26 protein-coding genes are annotated in these 23,514 nt (G+C 37.8%); 3 read left to right on the top strand and 23 right to left on the bottom strand.

Annotation, left to right across the window (positions count from 1 at the left end; genetic code table 11):
* Positions 1-8: 8 nt before the first annotated feature.
* The 12 genes from AC0L8O_RS01030 to AC0L8O_RS00975 all read right to left on the bottom strand — a co-directional run bounded on the left by AC0L8O_RS01030 (position 9) and on the right by AC0L8O_RS00975 (position 13,059).
* Positions 9-1,529 carry an ATP-binding cassette domain-containing protein gene (locus AC0L8O_RS01030; RefSeq protein WP_473446236.1) on the bottom strand — a complete coding sequence of 507 codons (1,521 nt, stop codon included), beginning with the start codon at positions 1,527-1,529 and terminating at the stop codon, positions 9-11.
* 84 nt (positions 1,530-1,613) lie between these two features.
* The gene (locus tag AC0L8O_RS01025) at positions 1,614-2,732 is read right to left on the bottom strand and encodes a sugar ABC transporter substrate-binding protein (protein WP_026560901.1); all 1,119 of its coding nucleotides are present in this window, start codon (positions 2,730-2,732) and stop codon (positions 1,614-1,616) included.
* A gap of 397 nt (positions 2,733-3,129) precedes the next feature.
* Positions 3,130-4,203: a sugar ABC transporter substrate-binding protein gene (locus AC0L8O_RS01020; RefSeq protein WP_473446235.1), complete on the bottom strand. Its 1,074-nt coding sequence runs from the start codon at positions 4,201-4,203 to the stop codon at positions 3,130-3,132.
* A 63-nt stretch (positions 4,204-4,266) separates the two neighbouring features.
* Positions 4,267-5,808, bottom strand: coding sequence for a response regulator (locus AC0L8O_RS01015; protein WP_473446233.1), 1,542 nt, complete (start codon positions 5,806-5,808; stop codon positions 4,267-4,269).
* The gene (locus tag AC0L8O_RS01010; protein ID WP_368657821.1) at positions 5,801-7,249 is read right to left on the bottom strand and encodes a sensor histidine kinase; all 1,449 of its coding nucleotides are present in this window, start codon (positions 7,247-7,249) and stop codon (positions 5,801-5,803) included. The genes AC0L8O_RS01015 and AC0L8O_RS01010 overlap by 8 nt, the downstream gene beginning before the upstream one ends.
* Positions 7,246-8,223 carry a sugar ABC transporter substrate-binding protein gene (locus AC0L8O_RS01005; protein WP_473446231.1) on the bottom strand — a complete coding sequence of 326 codons (978 nt, stop codon included), beginning with the start codon at positions 8,221-8,223 and terminating at the stop codon, positions 7,246-7,248. Before AC0L8O_RS01005 ends, AC0L8O_RS01010 begins: the two co-directional genes overlap by 4 nt.
* 335 nt (positions 8,224-8,558) lie before the next feature.
* A complete protein-coding gene (locus tag AC0L8O_RS01000) occupies positions 8,559-8,852 on the bottom strand; it encodes a putative quinol monooxygenase (protein WP_368657823.1) in 294 nt (97 codons plus the stop codon).
* 13 nt (positions 8,853-8,865) lie between these two features.
* Positions 8,866-9,510, bottom strand: a complete 645-nt coding sequence (locus AC0L8O_RS00995) for a nitroreductase family protein (protein ID WP_026560895.1) — start codon at positions 9,508-9,510, stop codon at positions 8,866-8,868.
* Positions 9,507-9,962, bottom strand: a complete 456-nt coding sequence (locus AC0L8O_RS00990) for a MarR family winged helix-turn-helix transcriptional regulator (RefSeq protein ID WP_026560894.1) — start codon at positions 9,960-9,962, stop codon at positions 9,507-9,509. The genes AC0L8O_RS00995 and AC0L8O_RS00990 overlap by 4 nt, the downstream gene beginning before the upstream one ends.
* A 424-nt stretch (positions 9,963-10,386) precedes the next feature.
* Positions 10,387-10,764 (bottom strand): hypothetical protein, encoded by a 378-nt coding sequence (locus AC0L8O_RS00985; protein WP_026560893.1) that lies wholly within the window; start codon positions 10,762-10,764, stop codon positions 10,387-10,389.
* A 383-nt stretch (positions 10,765-11,147) separates the two neighbouring features.
* On the bottom strand, positions 11,148-11,846 hold the full coding sequence (locus tag AC0L8O_RS00980) for a polysaccharide deacetylase family protein (RefSeq protein WP_026560892.1): 699 nt from the start codon (positions 11,844-11,846) through the stop codon (positions 11,148-11,150).
* A gap of 409 nt (positions 11,847-12,255) precedes the next feature.
* Complete coding sequence (locus AC0L8O_RS00975) at positions 12,256-13,059, bottom strand: AraC family transcriptional regulator (RefSeq protein ID WP_051475595.1); 804 nt, start codon at positions 13,057-13,059, stop codon at positions 12,256-12,258.
* 540 nt (positions 13,060-13,599) lie between these two features.
* Between AC0L8O_RS00975 and AC0L8O_RS00970 the strand changes: the two genes are divergently transcribed.
* Complete coding sequence (locus AC0L8O_RS00970) at positions 13,600-14,823, top strand: MGH1-like glycoside hydrolase domain-containing protein (protein ID WP_473446230.1); 1,224 nt, start codon at positions 13,600-13,602, stop codon at positions 14,821-14,823.
* Between the two features lie 217 nt (positions 14,824-15,040).
* Here AC0L8O_RS00970 and AC0L8O_RS00965 read toward each other — a convergent pair whose 3' ends face one another.
* The 4 genes from AC0L8O_RS00965 to AC0L8O_RS00950 all read right to left on the bottom strand — a co-directional run bounded on the left by AC0L8O_RS00965 (position 15,041) and on the right by AC0L8O_RS00950 (position 17,357).
* The gene (locus AC0L8O_RS00965) at positions 15,041-15,187 is read right to left on the bottom strand and encodes a hypothetical protein (RefSeq protein WP_198025737.1); all 147 of its coding nucleotides are present in this window, start codon (positions 15,185-15,187) and stop codon (positions 15,041-15,043) included.
* A gap of 245 nt (positions 15,188-15,432) precedes the next feature.
* Complete coding sequence (locus AC0L8O_RS00960) at positions 15,433-15,972, bottom strand: GNAT family N-acetyltransferase (RefSeq protein ID WP_473446229.1); 540 nt, start codon at positions 15,970-15,972, stop codon at positions 15,433-15,435.
* 88 nt (positions 15,973-16,060) lie between these two features.
* Positions 16,061-16,144, bottom strand: coding sequence for a hypothetical protein (locus tag AC0L8O_RS00955; protein ID WP_232230156.1), 84 nt, complete (start codon positions 16,142-16,144; stop codon positions 16,061-16,063).
* 328 nt (positions 16,145-16,472) lie between these two features.
* Positions 16,473-17,357 (bottom strand): AraC family transcriptional regulator, encoded by an 885-nt coding sequence (locus AC0L8O_RS00950; RefSeq protein WP_473446228.1) that lies wholly within the window; start codon positions 17,355-17,357, stop codon positions 16,473-16,475.
* 267 nt (positions 17,358-17,624) lie between these two features.
* Here AC0L8O_RS00950 and AC0L8O_RS00945 point away from each other — a divergent pair, with 267 nt between their 5' ends.
* Both AC0L8O_RS00945 and AC0L8O_RS00940 read left to right on the top strand, forming a co-directional pair.
* Positions 17,625-17,894, top strand: a complete 270-nt coding sequence (locus AC0L8O_RS00945) for an Atu4866 domain-containing protein (RefSeq protein WP_026560888.1) — start codon at positions 17,625-17,627, stop codon at positions 17,892-17,894.
* Positions 17,894-18,625, top strand: coding sequence for an SDR family oxidoreductase (locus AC0L8O_RS00940; protein WP_026560887.1), 732 nt, complete (start codon positions 17,894-17,896; stop codon positions 18,623-18,625). The genes AC0L8O_RS00945 and AC0L8O_RS00940 overlap by 1 nt, the downstream gene beginning before the upstream one ends.
* 326 nt (positions 18,626-18,951) lie before the next feature.
* Here AC0L8O_RS00940 and AC0L8O_RS00935 read toward each other — a convergent pair whose 3' ends face one another.
* The 7 genes from AC0L8O_RS00935 to AC0L8O_RS00905 all read right to left on the bottom strand — a co-directional run bounded on the left by AC0L8O_RS00935 (position 18,952) and on the right by AC0L8O_RS00905 (position 23,514).
* On the bottom strand, positions 18,952-19,731 hold the full coding sequence (locus AC0L8O_RS00935) for an ABC transporter permease (RefSeq protein WP_473446226.1): 780 nt from the start codon (positions 19,729-19,731) through the stop codon (positions 18,952-18,954).
* A complete protein-coding gene (locus AC0L8O_RS00930) occupies positions 19,728-20,633 on the bottom strand; it encodes an ABC transporter ATP-binding protein (RefSeq protein WP_026560885.1) in 906 nt (301 codons plus the stop codon). Before AC0L8O_RS00930 ends, AC0L8O_RS00935 begins: the two co-directional genes overlap by 4 nt.
* Positions 20,633-20,836: a PLDc N-terminal domain-containing protein gene (locus AC0L8O_RS00925; RefSeq protein WP_026560884.1), complete on the bottom strand. Its 204-nt coding sequence runs from the start codon at positions 20,834-20,836 to the stop codon at positions 20,633-20,635. The genes AC0L8O_RS00930 and AC0L8O_RS00925 overlap by 1 nt, the downstream gene beginning before the upstream one ends.
* A gap of 303 nt (positions 20,837-21,139) precedes the next feature.
* Positions 21,140-21,283 (bottom strand): hypothetical protein, encoded by a 144-nt coding sequence (locus tag AC0L8O_RS00920; protein WP_473446224.1) that lies wholly within the window; start codon positions 21,281-21,283, stop codon positions 21,140-21,142.
* A complete protein-coding gene (locus tag AC0L8O_RS00915; RefSeq protein ID WP_473446223.1) occupies positions 21,250-21,483 on the bottom strand; it encodes a hypothetical protein in 234 nt (77 codons plus the stop codon). The genes AC0L8O_RS00920 and AC0L8O_RS00915 overlap by 34 nt, the downstream gene beginning before the upstream one ends.
* Entirely contained in the window at positions 21,470-22,000 is a 531-nt protein-coding gene (gene sigY, locus AC0L8O_RS00910; protein WP_473446222.1) for an RNA polymerase sigma factor SigY, read from the bottom strand. Before sigY ends, AC0L8O_RS00915 begins: the two co-directional genes overlap by 14 nt.
* Before the next feature lie 623 nt (positions 22,001-22,623).
* The gene (locus AC0L8O_RS00905) at positions 22,624-23,514 is read right to left on the bottom strand and encodes a DMT family transporter (protein ID WP_473448559.1); all 891 of its coding nucleotides are present in this window, start codon (positions 23,512-23,514) and stop codon (positions 22,624-22,626) included.

Here is a 23,514-nt window from a genome sequence, read left to right as displayed (position 1 = left end):
TTTGCCTCCTATTGCGTCGCAAGTTCCATGATCTTTTCTTGGCTGGCTTCCTCTGAAGATAATTCACCTTTAATTTCACCTTCAGCCATTACATAAACGCGATCGCTCATACCAAGGACTTCACCAAGCTCTGATGAAATCATAATGATACTCATGCCCTTATTAATCAGTTCATTCATAACTGTATAAATTTCAAATTTAGCACCAACATCAATTCCTCGTGTTGGCTCATCTAAGATTAATAATTTTGGACCTACAAATAACCATTTTCCTAATGACACCTTCTGTTGGTTACCACCACTTAAGTTACCAACTAGCTGTAGTAAAGAAGGTGTTTTAATCCCGAGGGATTCTCTATATTCTTGTGCAATCACATTTTCTTCGTTTTCATTAACGACTCCATTTGAGGAGATCTCTTTCAAGTTTCCGATTGAAATGTTGCTTTTGATATCCTGTTGTAAAAACAGTCCGTCACCTTTTCGATCTTCAGTAACATAAGCAATTCCTGCTTTTATAGCTTCACTTGGGTGTTTAAATTTTCCAGGTTGCCCTTCTATAAATAAATCACCTTGAATTTTATATTTTGCTGCATTTCCAAAAATACTTAATGCAAGTTCTGTTCTTCCTGAGCCCATTAGTCCAGCAATACCAACAATTTCTCCTTGCTTTACATGCATATTCACATTGTTGGCAACGTTTCGTCCAAGCTTTGAATCATAAGCCGTCCAGTTCGATAATTCAAGAACCTTTTCACCTAGAGCTTTCTTTGGCCGTTTTGGATAAATATCTTCAATTTCACGCCCAACCATGTTTTTGATAATGGCTTCTTCGGTAATTTCTCCTTTTGATCTTTCTAACGTACAGATGGTTTGCCCATCACGTAAGACAGTTGCCTTATCCGCAATCGCGGTAACTTCTTTCAATTTGTGAGAAATCATGATGGATGTGATTCCTTGTTTTTTTAATTCTAGTAATAATTGCAGAAGGTTTTCACTATCATCTTCATTTAGTGCTGCTGTTGGTTCATCTAGAATCAATAATTTAACTTCCTTACTTAACGCTTTCGCAATTTCCACTAATTGCTGTTTCCCTACACCTAAATCTTTAATTAAGGTTTCCGGATTTACTTTCAAGCCTACTTTATCTAACATTTTCTTTGCTTCAACGATGGCTTTATTCCAATTTAAAACGCCACCTTTTTGAATCTCATTACCAGCAAATATATTTTCGTAAACAGAAAGATCAGGGAATAGCGCCAATTCTTGATAAATAATAACAATTCCCACATCTACGCTATCACTTATTTTGTTAAACTTTTGGACTTCATTATTAAAAACGATATCTCCAGAGTAGGTTCCATATGGATAAACACCACTAAGCACCTTCATAAGAGTAGACTTACCAGCTCCATTTTCTCCTACTAAAAAGTGGATTTCTCCTCTTTCCACTTTAAAATTGACATTAGAGAGCGCCTTCACACCTGTAAATTCTTTTGATATCTGGTTCATCTCTAAAATATAATCGCTCATCTTTCTGCCTCCTTAACCAGACAACTTTACAAATGAGTGCTAGACATAAGTCTAACACTCATTTCTTAAACATCTATTTTTCTATTATTCTAGTCCAGTGAATTCACTAGCATCATAGTAACTTGAATCAATTAATTCCGCTTTCACGTTTTCTTTGTTAACGACGATAACGTCTGTTTGTTTTGCATTTACATCAACACTACCGTTGTTGTAAGTACCAGTCGTTTCTGGAGTTTTTCCATCAAGAATGTCTACAGCCATACCCATAGCATCTTCAACAAGTGTACGAACATCTTTAAATACTGTCATAGATTGCTTTTCATCAATGATGTATTGGATTGAAGCTTTTTCAGCATCCTGACCAGTTATGACATAGCTAGATACAGCACTGTCTGATGCAAATACGTCAGCGATTGAACGAGAAGTACCATCGTTTGGAGCTAGAACTGCTACGTCACCTTTTAAGTCAGCACCTGCAGCTGTTAAGTTTGTTTGCGCTTTATTTTTAGCTTCGTTTGGATCCCAGTTTGTTGTAACCTGACCTAAAATTTTCCCTAATTCATCACGACTAAGAGTTGCTTTATCTTTTAACGCTTCTGCTTCACTAGAGTTAGCGATTACAAAAGTACCATCAGCAATTTTTGGTTGAAGAACTTTCCAAGCACCTTCGAAGAATAGGAATGCATTGTTATCAGACGCTGCACCAGCAAATAAGTAAAGTGGAACACCAGTACCTTCTACATTGTCAACTAAATATTGACCCTGTGCTTCACCTACAGCAATACTGTCAAATGTTACATAATAGTCAACTGCATCTGTATCAGTAATTAAACGATCGTAAGAAATAACTTTAATTCCTTCTTTTTTCGCTGCTTCTACTGCTGAACCAGCTGCTGGTCCATCATGAGGTGCGATGATTAGAACATCGATTCCTTTACTAATTAACGTTTCTACGTTTTCTTTCTCTTTTGCAGAAGAACCTTGGCTAAACAAGATTTCAGTTGTATATTCAGAGTCTGCTAGAGCTGCTTTAAATCTTTCTTCATCTTGAACCCATCTTGGCTCATCCTTTGTTGGTAATACGATCCCAACACTTACTTCACTACTTCCGCCGCCTCCAGTGCTATCACTGCTACAAGCTGCTACGAAAGTAAATAAAATACCTACTAATAAGGCCGAAACTAACTTAAAACCTTTTTTCATACTTTTTCCCCCTCATATCTTCTTTGATAGTGCTTACATACAAAAGATACCATTCGTAATTAATCATGAAAACACTTACTTATAGTACTATTTTAGTATCCGTCTGTACTTTTTTAACATGATAAATAGGTAGATTATCACCTCAAACCAAAGAGGCAAGCACTTTAGTCATCCTTGATCACCATCTAACTCTTAAAAAGAGCTGGTAATCACTTTATCTTCGATTTTAGATAGTTCATCTTCGACTAGTAAAATTTTTCTGCGATTATTGCCTTTCTATCACCATTTCTACAAAATTACTACATAATTCTCCACCAATGTCTATATACTGAACGGACAAAAATAGAGCTTGGAAAACACTCCAAGCCCCTACTCTTTCAAACTATTTTTTTATCATCTAATCTTCCTTACCCTTATTTAAATAAACATCTTCTTTCATATGAAAACCATCCGCAATGATTGTTTCATCAACATTTGAATGATTAACAACAGTGGGGGATAAAAGAATCGAAGGTACCTCCATTTTACCGTTGTTTACTTTTACGATCTCTCCAAGCTCCCCAATCTCCTCATCCTTTGCTAGCTTTATTGCAAGTTCTGCAGCTAGCTCGGTTAACTCATTAATCGGTTTATAAATGGTCATCGCCTGTTTTCCCTCAATGATACGTTGAATGGCTGCTAGATCTGCATCTTGGCCAGCAACTGGAACTTTCCCTGCAAGTCCTTGCTCCTCCAGCGCTTCTATTACTGCACCAGCCGTTGCATCATTCGCCGCAATTACGGCATCAATATCATGGTGATTAGCATTTAAGGCAATTTCCATATTTTCTTTTGCATTTGATGGCACCCAGTCTTTTGTCCACTGATCAAAAACAACTGTTATATCTCCCTTATCAATAAGAGGCTGGAGCACTTCAAATACCCCTTTTTTAAACATATGTGCATTATTATCCGTTTCTGCTCCACCAATATAGACATACTTTCCTTTTGGAACAAGCTTTGTAATTGCCTGTGCTTGAAGTACTCCAACCCGCTCATTATCATAGGAAACATACATTTCAACTTCTGCATTTTTCACAAGGCGATCATACGATAATACTTTAATACCAGCAGAGTGGGCTTTTTCAACAATAGCTGCAGTCGATTCAGCGTTATGTGGAACAATGACAAGCAAATCAATTCCATTGCTAATCATCGTTTCCGCTTGCCAAATTTGCAAGGCATCATCTCCATGTGAAGCCATCACCTCCACCTCTGCCCCTAATGCTTCAACCGATTCTTTGAAATGATCTCTATCTTTCACCCACCGTTCCTCCGTTAATGTATCCATAGCAAATCCAATTTTGATTGGATCATCTACAACCTGTTTATCATTTGAGTTATAGCTGCCCGTCTTTGATTGTGCTTTTGTATCACTATTTCGATTCTGCGGATCTTCACAACCAAGAAGAAATAAGAATAATACGAGCATCAACAATCCTAAGTTAGTGAAAGTAAATAACTGTCTGATTTTAATCGCTCCAATACAATTGTATTATTCTACTTTTGATAACAACTTTTTACGGTACTCTTTTGGAGAAGAATGACAGATTTTTTTGAATACCTTGCTAAAATAATTCGGATCATGGTAACCAACTTCGAATGTGATTTCTTTTAAGCTTTTTAATGGATCTCTCATTAGTCTCTTCGCTTTCTCAATGCGACACTCTGTTAGAAAATTTATATAATTAATTCCTAGCTGCTCTTTAAATATTTTACTAATATATATAGGGCTCAAGCCTACTTCTCGACCAACCGCTTCCAATGAGATATCCTCATGTGCATGGTCAATGATGTATTGTTTCATTTGTTGAATGGTATCCACTTCCATGCTAGCAAGATGCTTCTCATATGACTCTCGCATTCTATCTAACAGGTGCCGTGCTTCGGCTCGCAGTTGTCTATAATCGGTCGATTTGAAGGAGTACAACGGTACATCTGATTCTACTCCCATCTCGCTTAATATACGGGTGGCAATCCAAAACAGCTCCATTACTCTTTGTTGCGTTTGCTTCACCATTGTTCCTTCTTGTTCTAGACGATCGATAATATGTGCAATTCGTTGAAAAATCTCATCCCATTCTCCATTACGGATATGGTCAAAATATTGCTGTTCACTTTGTTTTGTTGTTTCCTCATCAATTCCTGAAACAAGTGCGGGCAACTCTTCATAAAATTGGAATTTTCGTGGAATTGATGTATCTCTCGTCGCAATAAGTGATTCTTGATATGACTGTCTAATTTGACTCAAAGAGTTGTATACGGTTCCAATTCCAACAAACCAGCCAGTAGCTTCACCGGCTGTGTTTAAGGACAAAATCTCTTTAGCCAACATGATTGCTTGAGAACGGAACGATTGATCTTGCTTTCGGAAGACGATAATAGGAAGTTGTCTGCCATATAACGCACCTACCAAACCACTACCTGTTTGATTCAATTTTTCTCTAACCTTGGAATAAGAGGCTTCAAAACCATCAGGCACAATGAGGCTAATCACAAATTTTTCTTCCGTGGCCTGTATGTCTAACATTTCTAGTAGCTTTTCCAAATGAACTTCATGAACATGGTCAAATAATAGTTGTGTTACAACATCGGTCTCAAATAAGGACATGGCTATTTGCAAAGTATTTTCCTGCTGCTTCATTGCCTCAACTCTTTGTTGTTCTCCCTTTATCTGGTTAAGCACTTTCTCAACTGTTTCCACGATCTCCTTAATTCGACTTGGTTTTACCAAATAATCGACAACACCCAGCCTCATGGCTTCCTTCGCGTAATCAAAAGTTGCGTAAGCAGTTACTAATATAAATTTCATACGAGGATAATAGGACTTCATTTTTTCAATTACTTCAATACCAGTCATACCTGGCATTTGAATATCCATGAACACTAAGTCTGGTTGAAAATCTGAGGCTATCTCAATTGCCAGCCTCCCATTTTTCGCTTGTTGAATGACAATATCCGTAAAGTTCTTCTTAAGAATCATTTCTAACCCATCACGTTCGACCTCTTCATCATCTACAATAAGGATGTTAGTCATTTGTCTCGAGTCTCCTTTCTTTCAAAAGCTTTATCATCACTTTCGTACCACTTTCTTGGCTACTTTCAATCTTCATCACATCTTCCATCCCATTGAAAAGTCGAAGACGCTTCATCACATTACTTAAACCAATACCTGAGGAGTGTCCATTTGCCGTGTTTACCTTCTCTTCATATATTTCTTGAATTTTTTCTTCTGTCATACCAGGACCATTGTCTTCCACTTCTATCATGACTAGGTCTCCCTCATCTTTGATTCGAAACCAAATAATACCACCTTCTTCATGTGGCTCAACCGCATATATGACGGCATTTTCCACGAGTGGCTGCAGGGTTAGGCCAGGGATCGGGATATGAAGACACGATTCATCTATCTCCATTAGAAAGGTAAGTCTGTCAGTGTATCTTGTTTTTTGAATATCAATATATTGTTTCATTACATTGACTTCATCATTAAGTGTCATAGGCTTATCTAAATGTTTTAGGTTATAGCGTAATAAGCCTGCGATACTAACTAGCAAATCACTCGTTTCTTCTGATCCTTCCATATAGGCTTTTTTAGAAAGTGTGTTTAGCGTGTTAAATAAAAAATGTGGATTTATTTGACTCTGTAGATTACGCAATTGACTCTCCTTTAATAGAAGCCTATTTTGCTGTAATTCATTTTCCAGCTGTGCTTGATGATGTATTTCTGATATTAATTTATTTATATTCACACGCATTCGATCAAACATCTTTGCCAAAAATGCAATTTCATCACTCGAATTCACTTCAACTTTTAAATCAAACCGCCCTTTGGAAAGCTCATTTGCTGCATGTGTCAACTTTTCAACTGGTTTCGTAATTCGTTGAGAAAACCAATAAGTAAAGAGTAAGAGACCTACTGTAATTAATAGGAGCAGCCAAATTCCAAGCTGCTTTAGCTCTTCTGACTGACTAATCATATCTCGATAAAACATATCATATGTTTGAAGCTCTAAATCTATTAATGTCAAAGCCATTTCCGAGATATAGTTAGAAATATGAGTCGCTTCATTAAATGCTGTCATTGAATACTCTGTTTCATCCTCAGACTGAAAAGAAAGTGATAAATCAACTGACTCTACAAAACTATCAACTAAGTTCACATAATTTGTTAATGCTAATTCATTCTCCACATTTTTAAATGTAGCTACTTCATTTTTCATCTTTTGAATGTCTTTCTTATTCTGAGTAATCGCTTTAAAGTTATCTTCAGATGGAAGGAGTAAATAGTTATTTAATGCTGTTACTGTATTTTCACTTTTTATCGTTATTTCATTCAATATTAAGTATCGTTCAAGGATGTTGTTATACTGATCTAACATTTTTTGATTATAGTAAGTAAGCGAAAACCAAGTTGCTGCCATTATCAAGAGAGCCACTAACACAAGGCCCCAAATTTTCTTCTGTATACTGTTCATTCGCCGTCCACCTGTTTCACCATTTGAATGTCAGTAAGATAGCCATCTAAATTAAGTGGTAATACCTCTCTGTTCAGCCAGTTCATCATTAATTCCACACTAAGCTCCCCCATCATTGATGGAGACTGCTCGATCATTCCATCTATTTTTCCTTTCTCCAATAAAGATAATGAACTAGGGTCATCGTCAAAAGAATAGATATAAAACGCTTCAACATTCGAGCGTCTATCAATTTCCTCTACCAAATCATCTGCAAATTTAGCATTTAGTGTAATAAAAGCATCAACGTCAGGTATCCGATTTAATAAATCCTTTGTGGTGGCAATAACCTGCTCTCGTGTATCTTCTGTCTCTGCTTCAATCAGCTTAATTTCTGGATAATTGGAGAGGTATTCTTGAATTCCTTTTAATCTCTGTGTTTGATAGAATTCCTGTGTACGGTCAATCACTAAAACAACCTCGCCAGATTCCCCCATATCCTCTACCAATTGTTCCGCAATCATTTTACCAGCCAAAATCTGATCGGACCCTACATACGTCCTACGAAGGCTTTCTGCCATCGGAACATCATTGGCCACCGTGATAACTGGCACTCCATATGAAGAAGCTTTTACTTTTGTCAGCTCCTTAAATTCCTCTGTATCCACTCCCTGAACGATAATACCATCTACTTTTGAATAAATCGCTATTTCTATTTGTTTTAAGAAATCCTCTTGATTGTTGCCATAACTCCCCAATATCTCAAGCCTTGCACCAGCCTGTTCTGCCTGTTGCTTCGCTCCTGCACTAACTGAATCCCAAAATGGAGTCTCCAACTCATGAGTAATCAAAACGATTCTCTTGTCAGTAAGCTCCTCCTTTAACTCCTCTGGCAACTCCCAATTTGCATTAAATACTTTCACAGCAGAATCTAATGTAAAATAAAAAAGAATAATACATGTGATAACGCTTACAAACTTAACAATCTTTCCCATGAAGCTAACTCCTTTAAAGTAGTAAACTAGTCTTATTATAGCAGACTATTAATTAATGATAAGATCTTTATTACACATATTACTCCTTAGCTGTTGGTTACTACTTTCTTTAAAGAAACCAGTATATGAACGGGTTTCTTTAAAGAAAGTACCATTTACAACCCCTTTTTTTCAAAAATGTAGAGAGGTCATTTTTAAAAATGTAACCTTATCGTTTTTGGTTGCAGTTTTGTTATATATTTACTTATATCGGAATATAATAGGTTTTCGGGTATGGCATATGGCAGCATTTGTGTAAAAAGAAAAAGGATGACCGCCACGGTCATCCTTTTTCTTTAATTTAATTTCTCCGCTTGATAAACATCCGCTTCTAATGGAGCACTTAGCATTTTCTTAGCAGCTGCACTGAATTTTTGGAAGTGACTGCTTGCATTATGGGCCTGAACAGCCTCCATGTCCTTCCAACTTTCTACCATAACAAAGCTGTTAGAATCTGTTGGATTCTGGAATAGGTCGTAGCTATTATTACCTGCTTCTGCACGGCTTCCTTCCATTACTGCTTCAATTTCTTGAAGGAATTCTTCCTTTTTCTCTGGTTTAACTGACATTCTAGCGTGGATGATAATCATAGTTTCTCTCTCCTTATTTCCATTCTGTAATTTGTTCTACCGGCATACGATAGGACTTGTAGCCTGTATCTACTGCTTTACCGATAGAAATTAGCATGACTGGAACATAACGGTCCTTATCCAAATCAAATGCTTCTGCGATTTGATCTTTCTCATATCCGCCGATCGGACATGTATCGTAACCATATGCCTTTGCAGTCAGCATTAGCTGCATCGATACTAAACCACTATCGATTAAGATTGTTTCCCTATTTGCCTGCTCCGTAATAGATGAAAGCAGGTTACGGATAGAGGGTACTTGCTGATCTTTTACTTCTTGGGGCATTAGACCATGCTCTACCGCTTTACTATAAATTTCTTCCAAGTAGTCAAGGTTATTCATATCAGCAAAAACAGCTATTACTGCTGAAGAGGTTTTCACTTGCTGTTGATTGAATTTGGCAAGCGGTGCAAGCTTTGCTTTTGCTTCAGGGCTTTCAATAACAACAAAACGCCAAGGCTGTAAATTGACTGATGATGGCGCCTTAGTTGCTGCTGTAAGTATTTCAGACATTTCTTCCTGACTGATTTTCACATTTTCATCATACGTACGGATGGCACGGCGATCCTGTACGATTTGTAGAAAAGCTTCTTTATTATATATAGGTGTTTGGTTCATTTAGTTTCTCCTCCTAGTTGATTCTTTGTGACACTGGACACATTTACCCTGACTTTATTCAGCATCTTCAAAAATTGTTCTAGCTCTGCTTCTGTAAAGCCAGCAAGAGTCTCATTCACAAACTGACTTTTTTCCTGATATGATTGCTCGATGTGACGCTTCGCTTCTTCCTCCAGCTTCACCCATGTAGCTCGCTGATCATCTGACTTCTTATAGCGCACAATCGTACCGGCAGCTTCAAGTTGCTTTAAATGTCTGGTAACAGCTGCGGCATCGATATTGACCTCCCCTTGCAATGCTGATTGGGTAACTTCCTCATGTTGCAATAAATAATGAAGAATCTCCACACGAGAAGGGCTGGCTCCTAAGCATGACTCGAACTTTGAGCAGAGCTCCTTATTTACAGCCTGCAGCTCCAAGAAAATCTGCAAACGGACGGAACAATTAGCCATCGGCATAACCTCTTTCTATATAGTTGATACCTCAATAATTGATATATCAATGTTTGATAGATCAATCATACATTGGAGCAATAAGAATGTCAATTCTATTGCTTCATAAATACGTTATTTATCATTTAAGGAACAGAATGTATGACCAATAGGTTAACAATCTATGGAAAATAGCAATACAAATAGACTTTTATTCTCGTTCTGCTTAATTCACTATTTACTTCATTTCTATACGTTCTAAACCTAAATAAGCACTTTTCATTGTTTCAGAAAAGCGCCCTAGGGTTGAAGACCGTTCATTAAGTTAAAAGCTACCCGTTAACAAGAAAAAGTAACTTCTATAATTATCCCATTTTAAACATAAACATCTGTTTGCCTCATTATTTATAACATAAAATACTGAATTTATTTAAACTTTACTTTTTTAGTTAGACACTGAATTTGCTTTCTTCCCCGGATCTAGAATAGTCACAACGATACTGCTAATACCAACAATTGCACCTAGAGCACCAATAGCAATTAACCAACTACTAGGAATGACAAAACCTACTATTATAAGCCCTAAAAAGGTCAATACTATAAAGGCTTGATAAATAGCAAAAATAATATTTAGTACAAGATGATTAAAAAAAGATAAAATTACTGGTGGTAATAACAACACGATTAATGTTCCGAGAGACATCAATAGATTTAGTGGTTCATCAAATGAAACCGTATTAGGACCTGTTGGATTTTTAGCAGCAAATAATAAAGCACCAATGGCTAATATAGTAATGATTAACATAGAAAATCTCTTTACCATGACCCATTCTCCTTTTTCATATTCTCACTTCGTATCTTTCTTCATTTACATTACAATTAAATTACCCTCATCACTTCATTCCTTATATTTCCATCTTATAACGCGAATAAATTTCTGTTAATAGACCTGGGATATATTTTGAGCTAGGGCTTGAGGTGTATAAAACTCAACGGTTTCCTTCACTGTACAATCCCCCTTCCTTCACAATTTGTAATTTTTATTAAACTGCTCCAATAGTAAAAAGCGTTCCTGCTTGTTCCAGAAACGCCCTGTTCACTTGAATAAGAAAAAAGAGATACATACCTATATAACCATCACCCTTGCTTTACCAACTATATCTCTGCAAACGTAAAGGCTAAAGATAGATCAATTTATTTCTTACCTCATAATTCTTGAAGCTCGTCCACAGTCACAAATTTATACCCTTCGTTCGTAAGCTCTCTTAAAATATCTTCAATCGCTTGCATTTCCACACCTGTTTGATCATACATTGGATGCAGCAAGATTATCGATCCTGGTTTAGTGTTCTCCACCACATATTTTACTTTTTCATCAGCACTTGTGTAATATGTATCCGGTTCTAAAGACCACATAATCGTTTCTCTGTTGTGCTTATTTAAATAATAAGGTAATCCCACAAATTTTTTCCCATAGGGAGGTCGAAAGTCAATTTCACTCTTATATCCGGACTTTCTAATCAACTCATCAGTTTTTTCAATTTCTTCTTTAATAAAAGCGGGAGATTTTAAAACCATTCTTTTGTGTGAATAGGTGTGATTTCCAATTTGATGCCCTGCCTCTACCAATTTTTTTGCTTCTGCAGGATATTTTTCAATATCATTTCCTATAAGAAAAAAAGTAGCCTTTGCCTCGTATTTATCTAATAAAGGTAAAATCTGATCCACATTCTTTGTCGGACCGTCGTCAAATGTTAAAGCAACAACCTTGTTTTCCGTTTCAACTTGGTATGTTAACCCTCCAAAAAGTTGAAAGGTTCTTAATTTTGTAATTTTAAAAGTTCCTGCGAATAAAAGTGCTATTAACAAAAATCCAATTCCTATAAATAGTAATTTCTTTTTCATCTGTGTTTCCTTTCTTTCAAAGACTTTATATAAGCTTGGTGTTTTTTAGTATAATACAAATGCTTTATTGAAGTAGCATGCCAGTTAGTTGAACATTATCCTAAAGTTAAAATGTTGCAGATTATCGCCCATCTGCCCAAAGAGTTTTTTCAACAATCTAGTCCATATGCAATAGTCGCATTTTTACCTTTTCAAGAATTAATGCTCGCTTCAACTCAACACGAGGGCTTTCATATCGTGTTTTGGATAAAGTCATTACTAATCAGCCCTTCTCCTACTTCCTGCTTTGCGACTTGTAAGGAAATGTGTCCCCCTGTTCATTTTTCACAAACATACACCTGCTCTCTAGGTGTTGGACATTCTTAATTAGTGCTAGAAGCAAGATATTGACTTTACATTGAAATCTTTCTTATTTTACATACTGTTTACGGAACTGTAATGGTGAGACTCCCTCTTGCTTCTTAAAGCAACTTGAAAAATACGGCGAGTATTCAAATCCGACATAACCTGCAATTCTAGTGATCGTCCAGTCTGTCTTGATCAAAAGAAGTTTGGCTTGGTCCAGTCGGTATTGGTGTAGGTAAGCCATTGGGGTACAATGAAAAACCTCCTGCATACACCGGGTAATATAATTTGAGTGAAAATGCAAAGCCTTTGATAAATCTTTGTTACTTATTCGTGAACGATAGTGTCTTTTGATATATGCTTCAGTCATCTCTGCAAGCTGTAAGGAAGGCGAAAGAACCTCTGCTTTTTGCTTATTCTCAATAATTTTCAGCAAATCGACGAACAATTGTTGTTCCTGCCAGAACGCTTGACTTCGATGTTCGGTAGAAAGACCAATTAACCGTTGTATTAAAGCGTATACCTGCGTTGATTCAGTCAAATCCTCATATTTAGGTAGCATGATGTGATATGACTCTGTCCTGCTCAACTTGGCCTTCTCTCTGAAATTCGATATAGAAGAACGAGCGCTTTGCTCCTCCGGTCGGTCTGCCTCTTTAAAATGTAGCCAATAAAAGCAAGTCTCTACATCACACGGTTTTACTGAGTAATGATACTTATCCGGGCACAATATGATCATTTGGCCCGGCGAAACCTCCCAGTGCTGAGCTTCTTCTCCTATATAAATTCTACCGCTGACGACTACCAGCAAATCAAAGACACCAATACGATTTCGATCCGGATGCTGTTCTCCCGGTAAGTAGGACACTTTTCCGCATTCCAAATAATAAGGCAATGGTGGTGAGAAGATTGAAAGGTGTTTAGTTGTGCTAATCTAGATCATCCCTCTCTGTTCCGATTATATTTGTGTGGAATTTTATAATATTTAGGTTGGATTCACTTATATTTTCTACTTATTATAAACGTTATAATACTATTTTATAAGGTTACTATTTTGATGCTTTTCAGTTAAAAGAACACGCAGAAAGGTAGAGGTTGTATGTTGTTAACGCCAGAAAATTTTAAAAAACATTTCGAAACGTTTAACAAGCACGACGAAGAAACTGTTATCCAGCATGTTGATAATGCCACCGCCTGGGACTGGCTTCGTGATCAGATTCCTCTTTTCCATTGTCCTGATTCATACCTGGAAGAGACTTATTATTTTCGCTGGTGGGTGTATCGAAAACATATTAAGCTAACTCCTGACGGATTCGTGATTACTGAATTTCATCCCTCCGTGTCTTGGGCGGGCAAGCATAACACAATCAACTGTGCTGTAGGACATCATTTAAATGAAGGACGCTGGTTGCGAAACCGTCAAGACATTTTAAAGGATTATATCTTGTTTTGGTTTAAAGGACACGGAAGTCTACGCTCTTATAGCTGTTGGATAGCAGATGCTGTGTGGAATTATTGCAAAGTAGATGGTGACTTCCAGCTAGCAATTGATTTACTGCCGGATATGATCAACAACTACACAAAATGGGAGAAAAGCAATCGGAACGAAAGTGGCTTATTCTGGTCAATTGATGACCGTGATGCGATGGAGATATCCATTAGCGGTTCTGGTCTAAGGCCAACTCTGAATGCCTATATGTACGCCGATGCATTGGCGATTTCCAACATTGCACGCCTTGCAGAGGACGTTGAGTCAAACAAAAGGTTTAAGGAAAAGGCGAATCAGTTAAAACAGCTTGTCCAACAGTATCTATGGGACGAGCAAGCGCAGTTCTTCAAGGTCATCCCACTGAAAAGCTCAAATGACATAGTCAAACATTGGGATTTCCAAAAGATGGACCCCGCTTATAACGTACGTGAGCAACTTGGATATATCCCTTGGGCTTTCCACCTTCCAGACTCCGGTTACGAACGTGCCTGGACACAGTTATTGGATACTGAAGGTTTCTATGCTCCATACGGGCCCACAACTGCAGAACAACGTCATTCCAGGTTCATGTTTTCCTATGAACACGAATGTCTGTGGAATGGACCGTCTTGGCCATTCGCCACATCTCAGACGTTAACGGCAATGGCTAACGTATTAAACGATTACGAACAGCAAGTGATTAATAAAGAAGATTACTGGAACATATTAAGCACTTACGCGCAATCTCATTACCGTATAAATGCTGACGGCAAGTCGGTATCCTGGTTGGACGAAAACATTGACCCTTTTACAGGTGAATGGCTTTCCCGACGGATATTAGAGGAATGGGGTTGGCCAGAAAACAAGGGTGGCCGCGAGCGTGGGAAGGATTACAACCATTCTACATTTAACGATCTAATCATTACCGGACTCATCGGGTTCCGTGTAAAAGAAGATGGTAGCTTTGTGGTGAACCCACTCGTTCCTGAAGAATGGGAATATTTCTGTTTAGACCGTTTGTATTCTCATGGTAAAGAAATCACAATCATTTATGATAAGCTCGGCCTTCAGTACAACATGGGAAAAGGTTTAGCCGTTTATATTGACTGTGTAAAGGTTGCACACTCAGAGGAATTAGGTCGTCTTGTCGTTCATAGGAGTTAGGATATTAACATCTAATAAGCCTCAATATCTAATCCGCCTTTCGATGTGAAGAAGGCGGTTCTTTTATTTACTGCAAAGTATTTAGTCTACTACGTAATAAAGAGTTACTCTACAATCTGGCTGGCCCAAAACTAAAATAAGCACTTTTCCTTGTTCCAGAAAAGACTTCGTTACAGAACTCAATTAATTACTATTAACTGGTTTTGCTGAAGTATCATTAGTCTTTCTTATTAAATCTTGGCTTACTAAAAAAGGCTGCAAGAAACATGAATAATAGAGAAATGAAAATTCCAGTAGCACCTTTCCCGAAATAAGCGAAAGTAGGAATACTGATAGCTGCGAGAATAAACATCAATTTCATCATATTTATTACCTCCCTTTTAGTCCTCTTGTTACTAAATACACTTTTTTATTTCTTGATTGTACTTACAGAACATTCGCACTTATATTGCTAAAGATAGTTATTCGATAACAACTACCCCTTGCAGAAAAAACTCACTCGATACAACCCAGAAAATAGATCTTTAACATCGCACCCGTTTGTTTACGTTTCATTGCGTGGCTATTCCGTCAAATTGTTGGTGAGACCCTTATATCTAAGTTTTTCTTCTATCTTAATTCTTTTTGGAAAACGACAAACTTGCTGGGGATAGCCAGCATTTCCGCCAACTTCGGAAATGAAGCATCGATGGTTTCCGTATGAACTGGCTGATAGCCGATACGAGTATACCAGTTTTCCAGGATTTCTTTGGCCGGGTGAGAACCTTTCTGAGGTACTAACAATTCCAGTTGCATCTTACGAAGTTGTTCTTTTTGACACTTCTGCTCAGCAAAGCGGATTAACTCTCGTCCAATGCCAGTCCCTTGGTATTCGTCATCAACAGCTAACATCCCGAATTCCCCTATTTCTTGGTCAATCCGTCGAACACGGACACATCCAACAATTTCTCCCATTGATCGAGCTACAGCAATCTCATTACAGCTAGTGAACTCTGCCATTTCCGCCACTGTCGTACGTACTGCCCCGTGCATCCAAAAACCTTCCTCAGATGACGCATACACACGGTTAACTATGTTCGTAATATGCTCCATGTCCACTTTATTGGTACTAGCGTAACAAGGTAACATTTGTATATCAATTGACTGCATTATAAGCAATACCTCCCTTTTGTTAGTTCCATTTACATAAAATAATGGATTAATGGATGCTCTTCATTAAGTTCTCATGGAGTTACATCTAGAATGATACTTTCATCATTTTTGCTTTATGTATGTCTTTTCTAGTTAAGTGCTCAATTCCACTTATGTTTATATCTTTTATTGAATTGTTCGTTCTAAAAAGACTATTTGCCAGCAGTAATCTTTTACAAGCACTGTCAAAGTCTATTTCTACTATTCCTTTTTCTTAGAAATCTGTTACGATTCCATTCAATTCTTCCACAAAGTACAACGAATTCAACCCGAGTAGGAGGAGAATTTCGAAAGATTGAATATGGTATATCATTTTTCACAGATCTCTAAATAGGTATCCAAGCCTTTTTTCTTTTTACAATTAAAATAGTTTTCTATTAAGCTCATTGGATTCGTTAATCCTATGCCATTCCACTTACATAGAATAACCCATTCTAGTCTCGATAACCTATCTTCTTTTATGACAACATTTCCCGCAGACGCCGGATGTCTTTCATTGGGGACAGGCCGAATTTACGGCTATATTCCCGGTTGAAATGAGAAGGACTTTCATAACCTACCTGAAACGCTGCCTCAGCCGCTTCCAGGTTTTCCGTTAAAAGCAATCGGCGTGCTTCCTGCAACCGAAGCTGTTTCTGAAACTGGATTGGGCTCATACCCGTGACTTCCTTGAAATGATGGTAGAAGGATGAAGAGCTCATTCTGGCTTCTTTCGCCAATTCGTCTACCTTTAAGGGCTGCGCAAATTCTCGGTTTAACACCCCGATCACCTTTGCAATCCGTTGGGCCTGACTTCCTACAAGTGCAAAATGCTTCAGGGAATCATTCCGGTCATTCTGTAGAATCCGGTAAATGATTTCACGTTTGATACCATCGGCAAGGATTGGTATATCCTGTGGAGTCTCAAGTAGCCTAATAAGCCGTAATACCGCTTCAAGGAGCGAGTCATTTACTAGGCTGATTACCAGACCACGTCCCGGGGAGTCATTAGAAATTACTTGACTCGATGACTGAACGACTTCAAAAATCTGGTTCATATCAAGCTGCAAATTTACGCATAAATAAGGCTTATCGGGCGAAGCCTTTATGATCTGTCCCGTAATCGGCAAATGAACGGAAGCAGTCAGATAACTGGCAGAATCGTACTGATAGCTTTCTTCCCCAAGCATGACCAATTTTGATCCCTGGGCCACAACACATAGGGAAGGTTCATAAACAGAGTATACTGGTTCAGAAATCTGGGTGGTACGAACAAATCGCAATCCTGATATAGACGTGTCATACGTTCCATCCACCGCTACATTTCTCTCGATCAACTCCGCTAATTCCTTAATTTGCTCCATGAACCATCCCTCCACCTTTCCAGTTACATTTATGGATCTCTTGCTCACTATACTATAATTTATTGGAGTATTAGGCAACAATTGTATATTTTTCGACTACCCTCTCTTTGGCGCAAAAGTTCATAATGAGTTTATGGTCAGACACTTCAATTAGATGGTATGGATTTGATCAACTTTCTGTTACGTTCTTTGGATCACTTTATTTTCATTTCAATCCTGCCAAGATTTGAGTGCCATCCATCTTTTATTATGAGAGGAGATTATAAAATGAAAAAAGAACTTATAAAAAATCCACATCCCTATGTGGGGATGTGGGTGACCGCGGACGGCTATATTCGGCACGAGCTGCTTCCAAACGGTCGATACGATGAAGCCCGCGGCAACCGCGAAAGCGCATATCAAGGCAGCTATATCGTCAAAGACAATCATATCGAATATGTCGATGATACAGGCTTTACTGCCAATGGTGATTTTATCAACGGGGTTCTTTACCATGCAGGTATGGTGCTATATCTGGAAGAAGGGAGCAAGGAATAATGTCTGAACTTAACGGAAAAGTGGTTGTGATTACAGGGGCAAGCAGCGGAATTGGTGAAACAACTGCCCGACAGCTCGCAAGCCTGGGTGCTCATGTTGTGATCGGGGCAAGACGTGTGGAAAGACTAGAGTCATTGGCATCTGACATTCAAGGGGATGGCGGTTCTGTAGTCATTCAACAGCTCGACGTGACAGAGCTAGAACAGATGCAGGCAATTATAGGTGCAGCCCAAAGTCGTTTTGGAAGAGTTGACGCCATTATTAACAATGCAGGGGTGATGCCGCTCTCTTCGCTGGAAGCATTAAAAATTGAGGAATGGAATCGGATGATTGATGTCAACATACGCGGTGTCCTCCATGGCATTGCCGCAGGTCTTCCGGTCATGAAAAAACAAGGTTTTGGACATTTCATCAACATCGCATCCATCGGCGCCTACGAAGTGACTCCGACGGCAGCTGTCTACTGCGCGACCAAATATGCCGTACGTGCATTAACGGACGGATTGCGGCAAGAGACTGCAGGCCTAGGGATCCGTGTGACCCTTGTATCGCCAGGAGTAACGGAATCAGAACTAGCTGAGAGCATTACCGACAACCAGGCTAGAGAATTCATGAAGGAATACCGACATAACGCTCTGCCAGCTACGGCTATTGCCCGGGCGATCGTCTATGCACTTGAACAGCCTGTTCATATCGATGTAAGTGAATTGGTCATTAAACCTGCAATGTAAATGAAACAAAGAGAGATATCAGGAATGAAAATAGAAAAATATAGCTTTCTCTGTTTACGAATTTCTGACTCCATATCATTACAGAGAAGAATTGTATGTAGTAAAATACCCTCATATCCTCACACGATAGGGACTTGAGGGGATTCCTATCCTAAGATACTTCAGTTAAGCGGAAGCATTAGAAAAGAATTTTATAGAAAATATTTTTTAATAACGGAAAAAGCAGCGGATACTCCACTGCTTTTTTCACTATTGCCCCCTAAAGTTTAAGTGAAGTGTTTCATCAACTTTATAAAAATAAGAATACACACTGTAGGATACCTTTTTTATTCCAATAGCTCTTTTTGCTTAAAGATTTGGATGGATGAGATGAGAACGACGATGATAATAGCAATAGTTGTAATGAAAGCTGGCAAGAAGCTAGAATCTAGTTCTCCTGACAACAAGACCTTTCCCGTGTGCTCAGTCATTGTAGCCGGACTCCATTTCATATACTTTCCCAGAATGGATGTAACCGTCGAAATGGTAAAGACCACAAAAATTGTAACAAAAGCGATACTGCCATTTCCTTTCATTATTGTACTAAAAAAGAGCGTCAATGTAACAACAAAAACTAACCATATGCTGTAGATCACTACACTTTGAAAAATGCGTTCAAAAGCGACTGTTTCAATGAGTAAACTCGTATAATACCAAGAAGCAATATATCCGATAAATAATGAAATGAGTGTAATTGTAAGTAGCCCGGCCCATTTCGATAATATATACGAGGAATAAGGAACTGGTTTCATCATGACCATACCTGCTACTCCACTCTGTCTTTCTGCGGAAACAACACCCATTGCACTTAAAACAAGAATAAGTACACCAAGCATCCCATAATTAGATAGAACAGTCATTAATACTTCTGCCCCAGTTGGAGTAGGCATTTCAAGGATTGTACCTTCTGGAAGACTGCCAAAAGTGTCCAAAATTTCCGGCATATAATACGAACTAACCGGCTGCATGACACCTAGCAAAATAAAGACAATTGGAATCCATAATATTTTATAATTTCGCGCCATTTCCGTCATTTCTTTTCGATAAAGAACTATCCATTGTGTCATCCCTTCACCACCTTCATAAATAAATCTTCTAATGTTGTTTGAGAAATCTCGAACTTACGAATCGGAAGTTTTCTATCCACGATATCTTTTAATAATGTTTGCTTCCCAGTTACCATATCTTTTAATACGATAATGGTTTTATTACCTTGAATGTTTACTTCAGATACAAAGCTATAACTTGCTATGCTCTTTAGCCAATCGTCAGCCTGTGATTCGAATTCAATTTGTAAAATAGGTTGTCGATACTCTTCCATTACACTTCCAAGGCTACCTGAGATCGCTATTTCCCCGGCTTGCATGATAAGAATGTCGTCACTTATTTCTTCCGCATCGTGAAGCACATGAGTGGAGAAGAGAATTGTTGTTTCCTCTTTAATCTCTCTCATCATGTCCAACACTTCCCGCCTCCCAAGTGGGTCGAGTGCTGAAACAGGCTCATCTAAAATAAGTAATTTCGGACGATGAATTAATGCCTGTGCCAATCCAAGGCGCTGCTTCATTCCACCAGAATAACCCCCTATTTTTCTTTTTTTCGCATTCATTAGGCCCACTCGTTCAAGTAATTCTTCACTTCTTTTATCTGCTTCTTTACGATTCAGCTTTGCTAATTGTCCTGCGAAAACAAGAAACTCCTTTCCGCTCATCCAATTATAGAAAGCAGGATATTGAGGTAAATACCCTATAAACTGTCTTAAATCCTTTACTTTTTCCCCTTTAAAATCAATACTGCCTGATGTCGGTTCCAACAATCCGGATAGCATTTTTAATGTCGTTGTTTTTCCTGCTCCATTTGGACCAAGTAATGAAACGCACCTGCCTTCTTCAATGTGAAAATTGATTCCTTTAACAGCATTCGTATTTCCAAATATTTTTACTAAATTGCTTGCCTTTAATAACTCCATTAATCATTTCTCCTTCCAACAACGAAATAAAGCACTGGTCCTATTAAGTTGATAATGAGAATAATAAGGATCCATAACCATTTTGGTCCGTTCGTTTTTTCTTCTCTAATACAAGAAACTAATGCGGTAATCATAAGAATTAATTGTAAGACAAGAATTGGCGCAATCGCTCCCCATGGGATTACATTGAACAGTTCATTCATTTTTTTCTCCTCTAAATTGTTTATTTACCCTTAATACGATTACGTTCGTCTAATCGTTCACTCACGAAAAAATAAAAAAATCTCAGGAGTTTGATCCTGAGACCTTTCTTTTAAATATTTTTCTTGCAAAAATAAGATAGATAATAAGATACGTTGGAAATTGAATTAGACCTAAAAAGCCCCAAAGCCAAGCATTGTGTCCCCTCTTCCGTGCATCCCAAAACATCCATGAGCTCTGGCAAATCAGAATGACTGCAATCACAATCCATATCCAAAGCGGTGTACTACTTAGTTCGTTCGAGTTCATTCATTACTGACCTTCTTTCTAGTTTTCTTAAGAACTAAGGGCAATAAGATAATCCCCACAAGCTGAAAATAAAGAAATAGAATTGGCTGACGATAAACGGCAGCAATCACAACCGCAAGCACAAATACTGCAACAGACATAAACGTGAGAAGGTCTTTCCATTGTTTTTTGCGTATTCTTTTTTCTCTAATTCAACATTCTGTTGAAACCATTGTAAGTTTGGAGTGGAAACTGAATTCCATTGATCCAGTTTTTCTAAACCATCTATTACTTGCTTAACCGTTAATTCATCTTCATCATCCAACATAGAATGACTATTTTTAGAATCATACTCCTTCAAGTTTAGCCAACTCCTTTCGTACACGTTTTAGGCCATTTGAAACTCGAGATTTTACTGTTCCTTCCGCAATACCCATCATTTCCCCAATTTCTTCATATGAATATCCGTAATAATGCTTTAACACGATTGGCATACGTATTTCTTCATTAATTTGAGCAAGTACATCAAGTACATCCGTCCATTCTTCGTTCATATTTGCTGCATTCCATTTCATTTTTCGGATCGCTTGTTCCTGCTCTAGCCAGTTTTTCTCCCGCTTCTTTCTACGCTGTTGATCGATAAAAAGATTCGTTGCGATTGTGATGAGCCATGAGGAAAACTTGGATTCACCATTATACAGTTGGATTTTTTCAATACACTTCATCATCGTCTCTTGGGTTAAATCTTCTGCAATTTCTGGATGAAGGGTAACTTTCATTAAATACTTTACGAGGAACGAATAATTCTGTTGTAGCAATTTCGAAAGAGCCAATGTATCTCCTTTTTTCGCCTTTCGAATTAAATCCTTTTCATCCATGAGATCTACTCCATACAATAATGTTCTATATGTAATACGACTAACTGGGAAAAATCGTTCATTTTCAAAATAAAGAATTACAACAAAACGTTTAGCCACCTATTCGTATTGATTAAGTTTACTTGAAAGTTATCTATTTGACCAAAAACCCACGTATTGTTGCTCATTCAATGAGTTCAGAATACTCCTGATCTAATAAAAAACGCCTTAACCCGAGTACTATCAAAGAATCAGGCGTCTTAATAACTCATTTTCAGTTGTGTTAATAGATATTTTACACGATAGCGTTTAGTAGTCCTTCCTATTGTAAAAAATACACTTTGCCAATTAATCACTATTTCTAAGTGAATATTTCATACAATCATAGAAATAAAACAAGCCCTGAAATTCCCCATCATAAAGGAATCCCAGAGCTTAATATGTCTATTTTGTTTTAGTCCGGCTGTTCCGTTGGAACATCATCAGATGGCGCATTGGTTATATATACATTCATCGCACTCAAGCGTTTAATCCGTTCTTTCATGACAATGCCTTTCTTCTTCTTTAACTCATCTTGGTGAAAGACCAACATTGGCAGTAATAAAGACTATATATTTTCTATATTGTCTTTATTTAATTCGCTCTTATAATGAAGCTGAAACTTTTTGTTTTCTTTTCAAGCGTAAGAAGCCAGAAGCTGTTAGAACACCTGAAATAACTAAACATGTACCTACTACTTGAGGTTGTGAAATAGGAGAACCAGCTAGGATGGAAAGAATCATTGTTACTACTGGAACTAAATTGAAAAATAAAGACGTATTACTTGCACCAATAGTAGCCATTCCTTTATTCCACCAAAGGTAGCCTAATACACTCGTAAATAGAGCCATGAACAGAATAGCACCCCAAGCTGAGAATGTAACGTAAGATAAAGGCTGAGAGCTTGGTAAAAAGGTCGTTAGTATCATAAGGCAAAGAGAACCAATTACCATCGTATAAGTAGTTGTCTCCATTGAAGAACTACCATTTAAATATTTTCTTCCTAATACACCGTATAAAGCCCAACATATATTCCCTGCTAAGATAAGTAAATCACCTTTAGATATAGATAAAGTTCGAATAATTTCCAATGAACCTTGAGTAAGCACAAGTATAACGCCTACTAAGGCAAAAGCTATACCAAGCATTTGCTGTTTGGTAATTGGATTCTTTAAAATAAAATAGGCAAAAATTGCAGTTACTAAAGGGTTAGTTCCCATAATCAGTGCCCCATTTAAAGGAGAAGTATACTTCATCCCTAAAAAGAAAAAAGTATTGAACCCAAATATACCTATCATACCAAGTAAGATATACATTTTCCAATGAGTCTTAATGATTCTTAGCTTTATTTGTTTTTGAACTCCTAAGATAAGTACCATAACCAATGCAGCGATACCAAATCGCCATGCTGCAGCACTTGCAGCTGAGAAATAGTGAACAGAATACTTAGCCAAGTTGAAAGTAGCCCCTGTAAATACCGCAAAGCCTATTAACAT

The organism is Metabacillus sp. KJ11-3 (assembly GCF_055808295.1).
The sequence above is the reverse complement of the archived record's forward strand: the minus strand, read 5'-3'. Positions and strand labels throughout refer to the sequence as shown.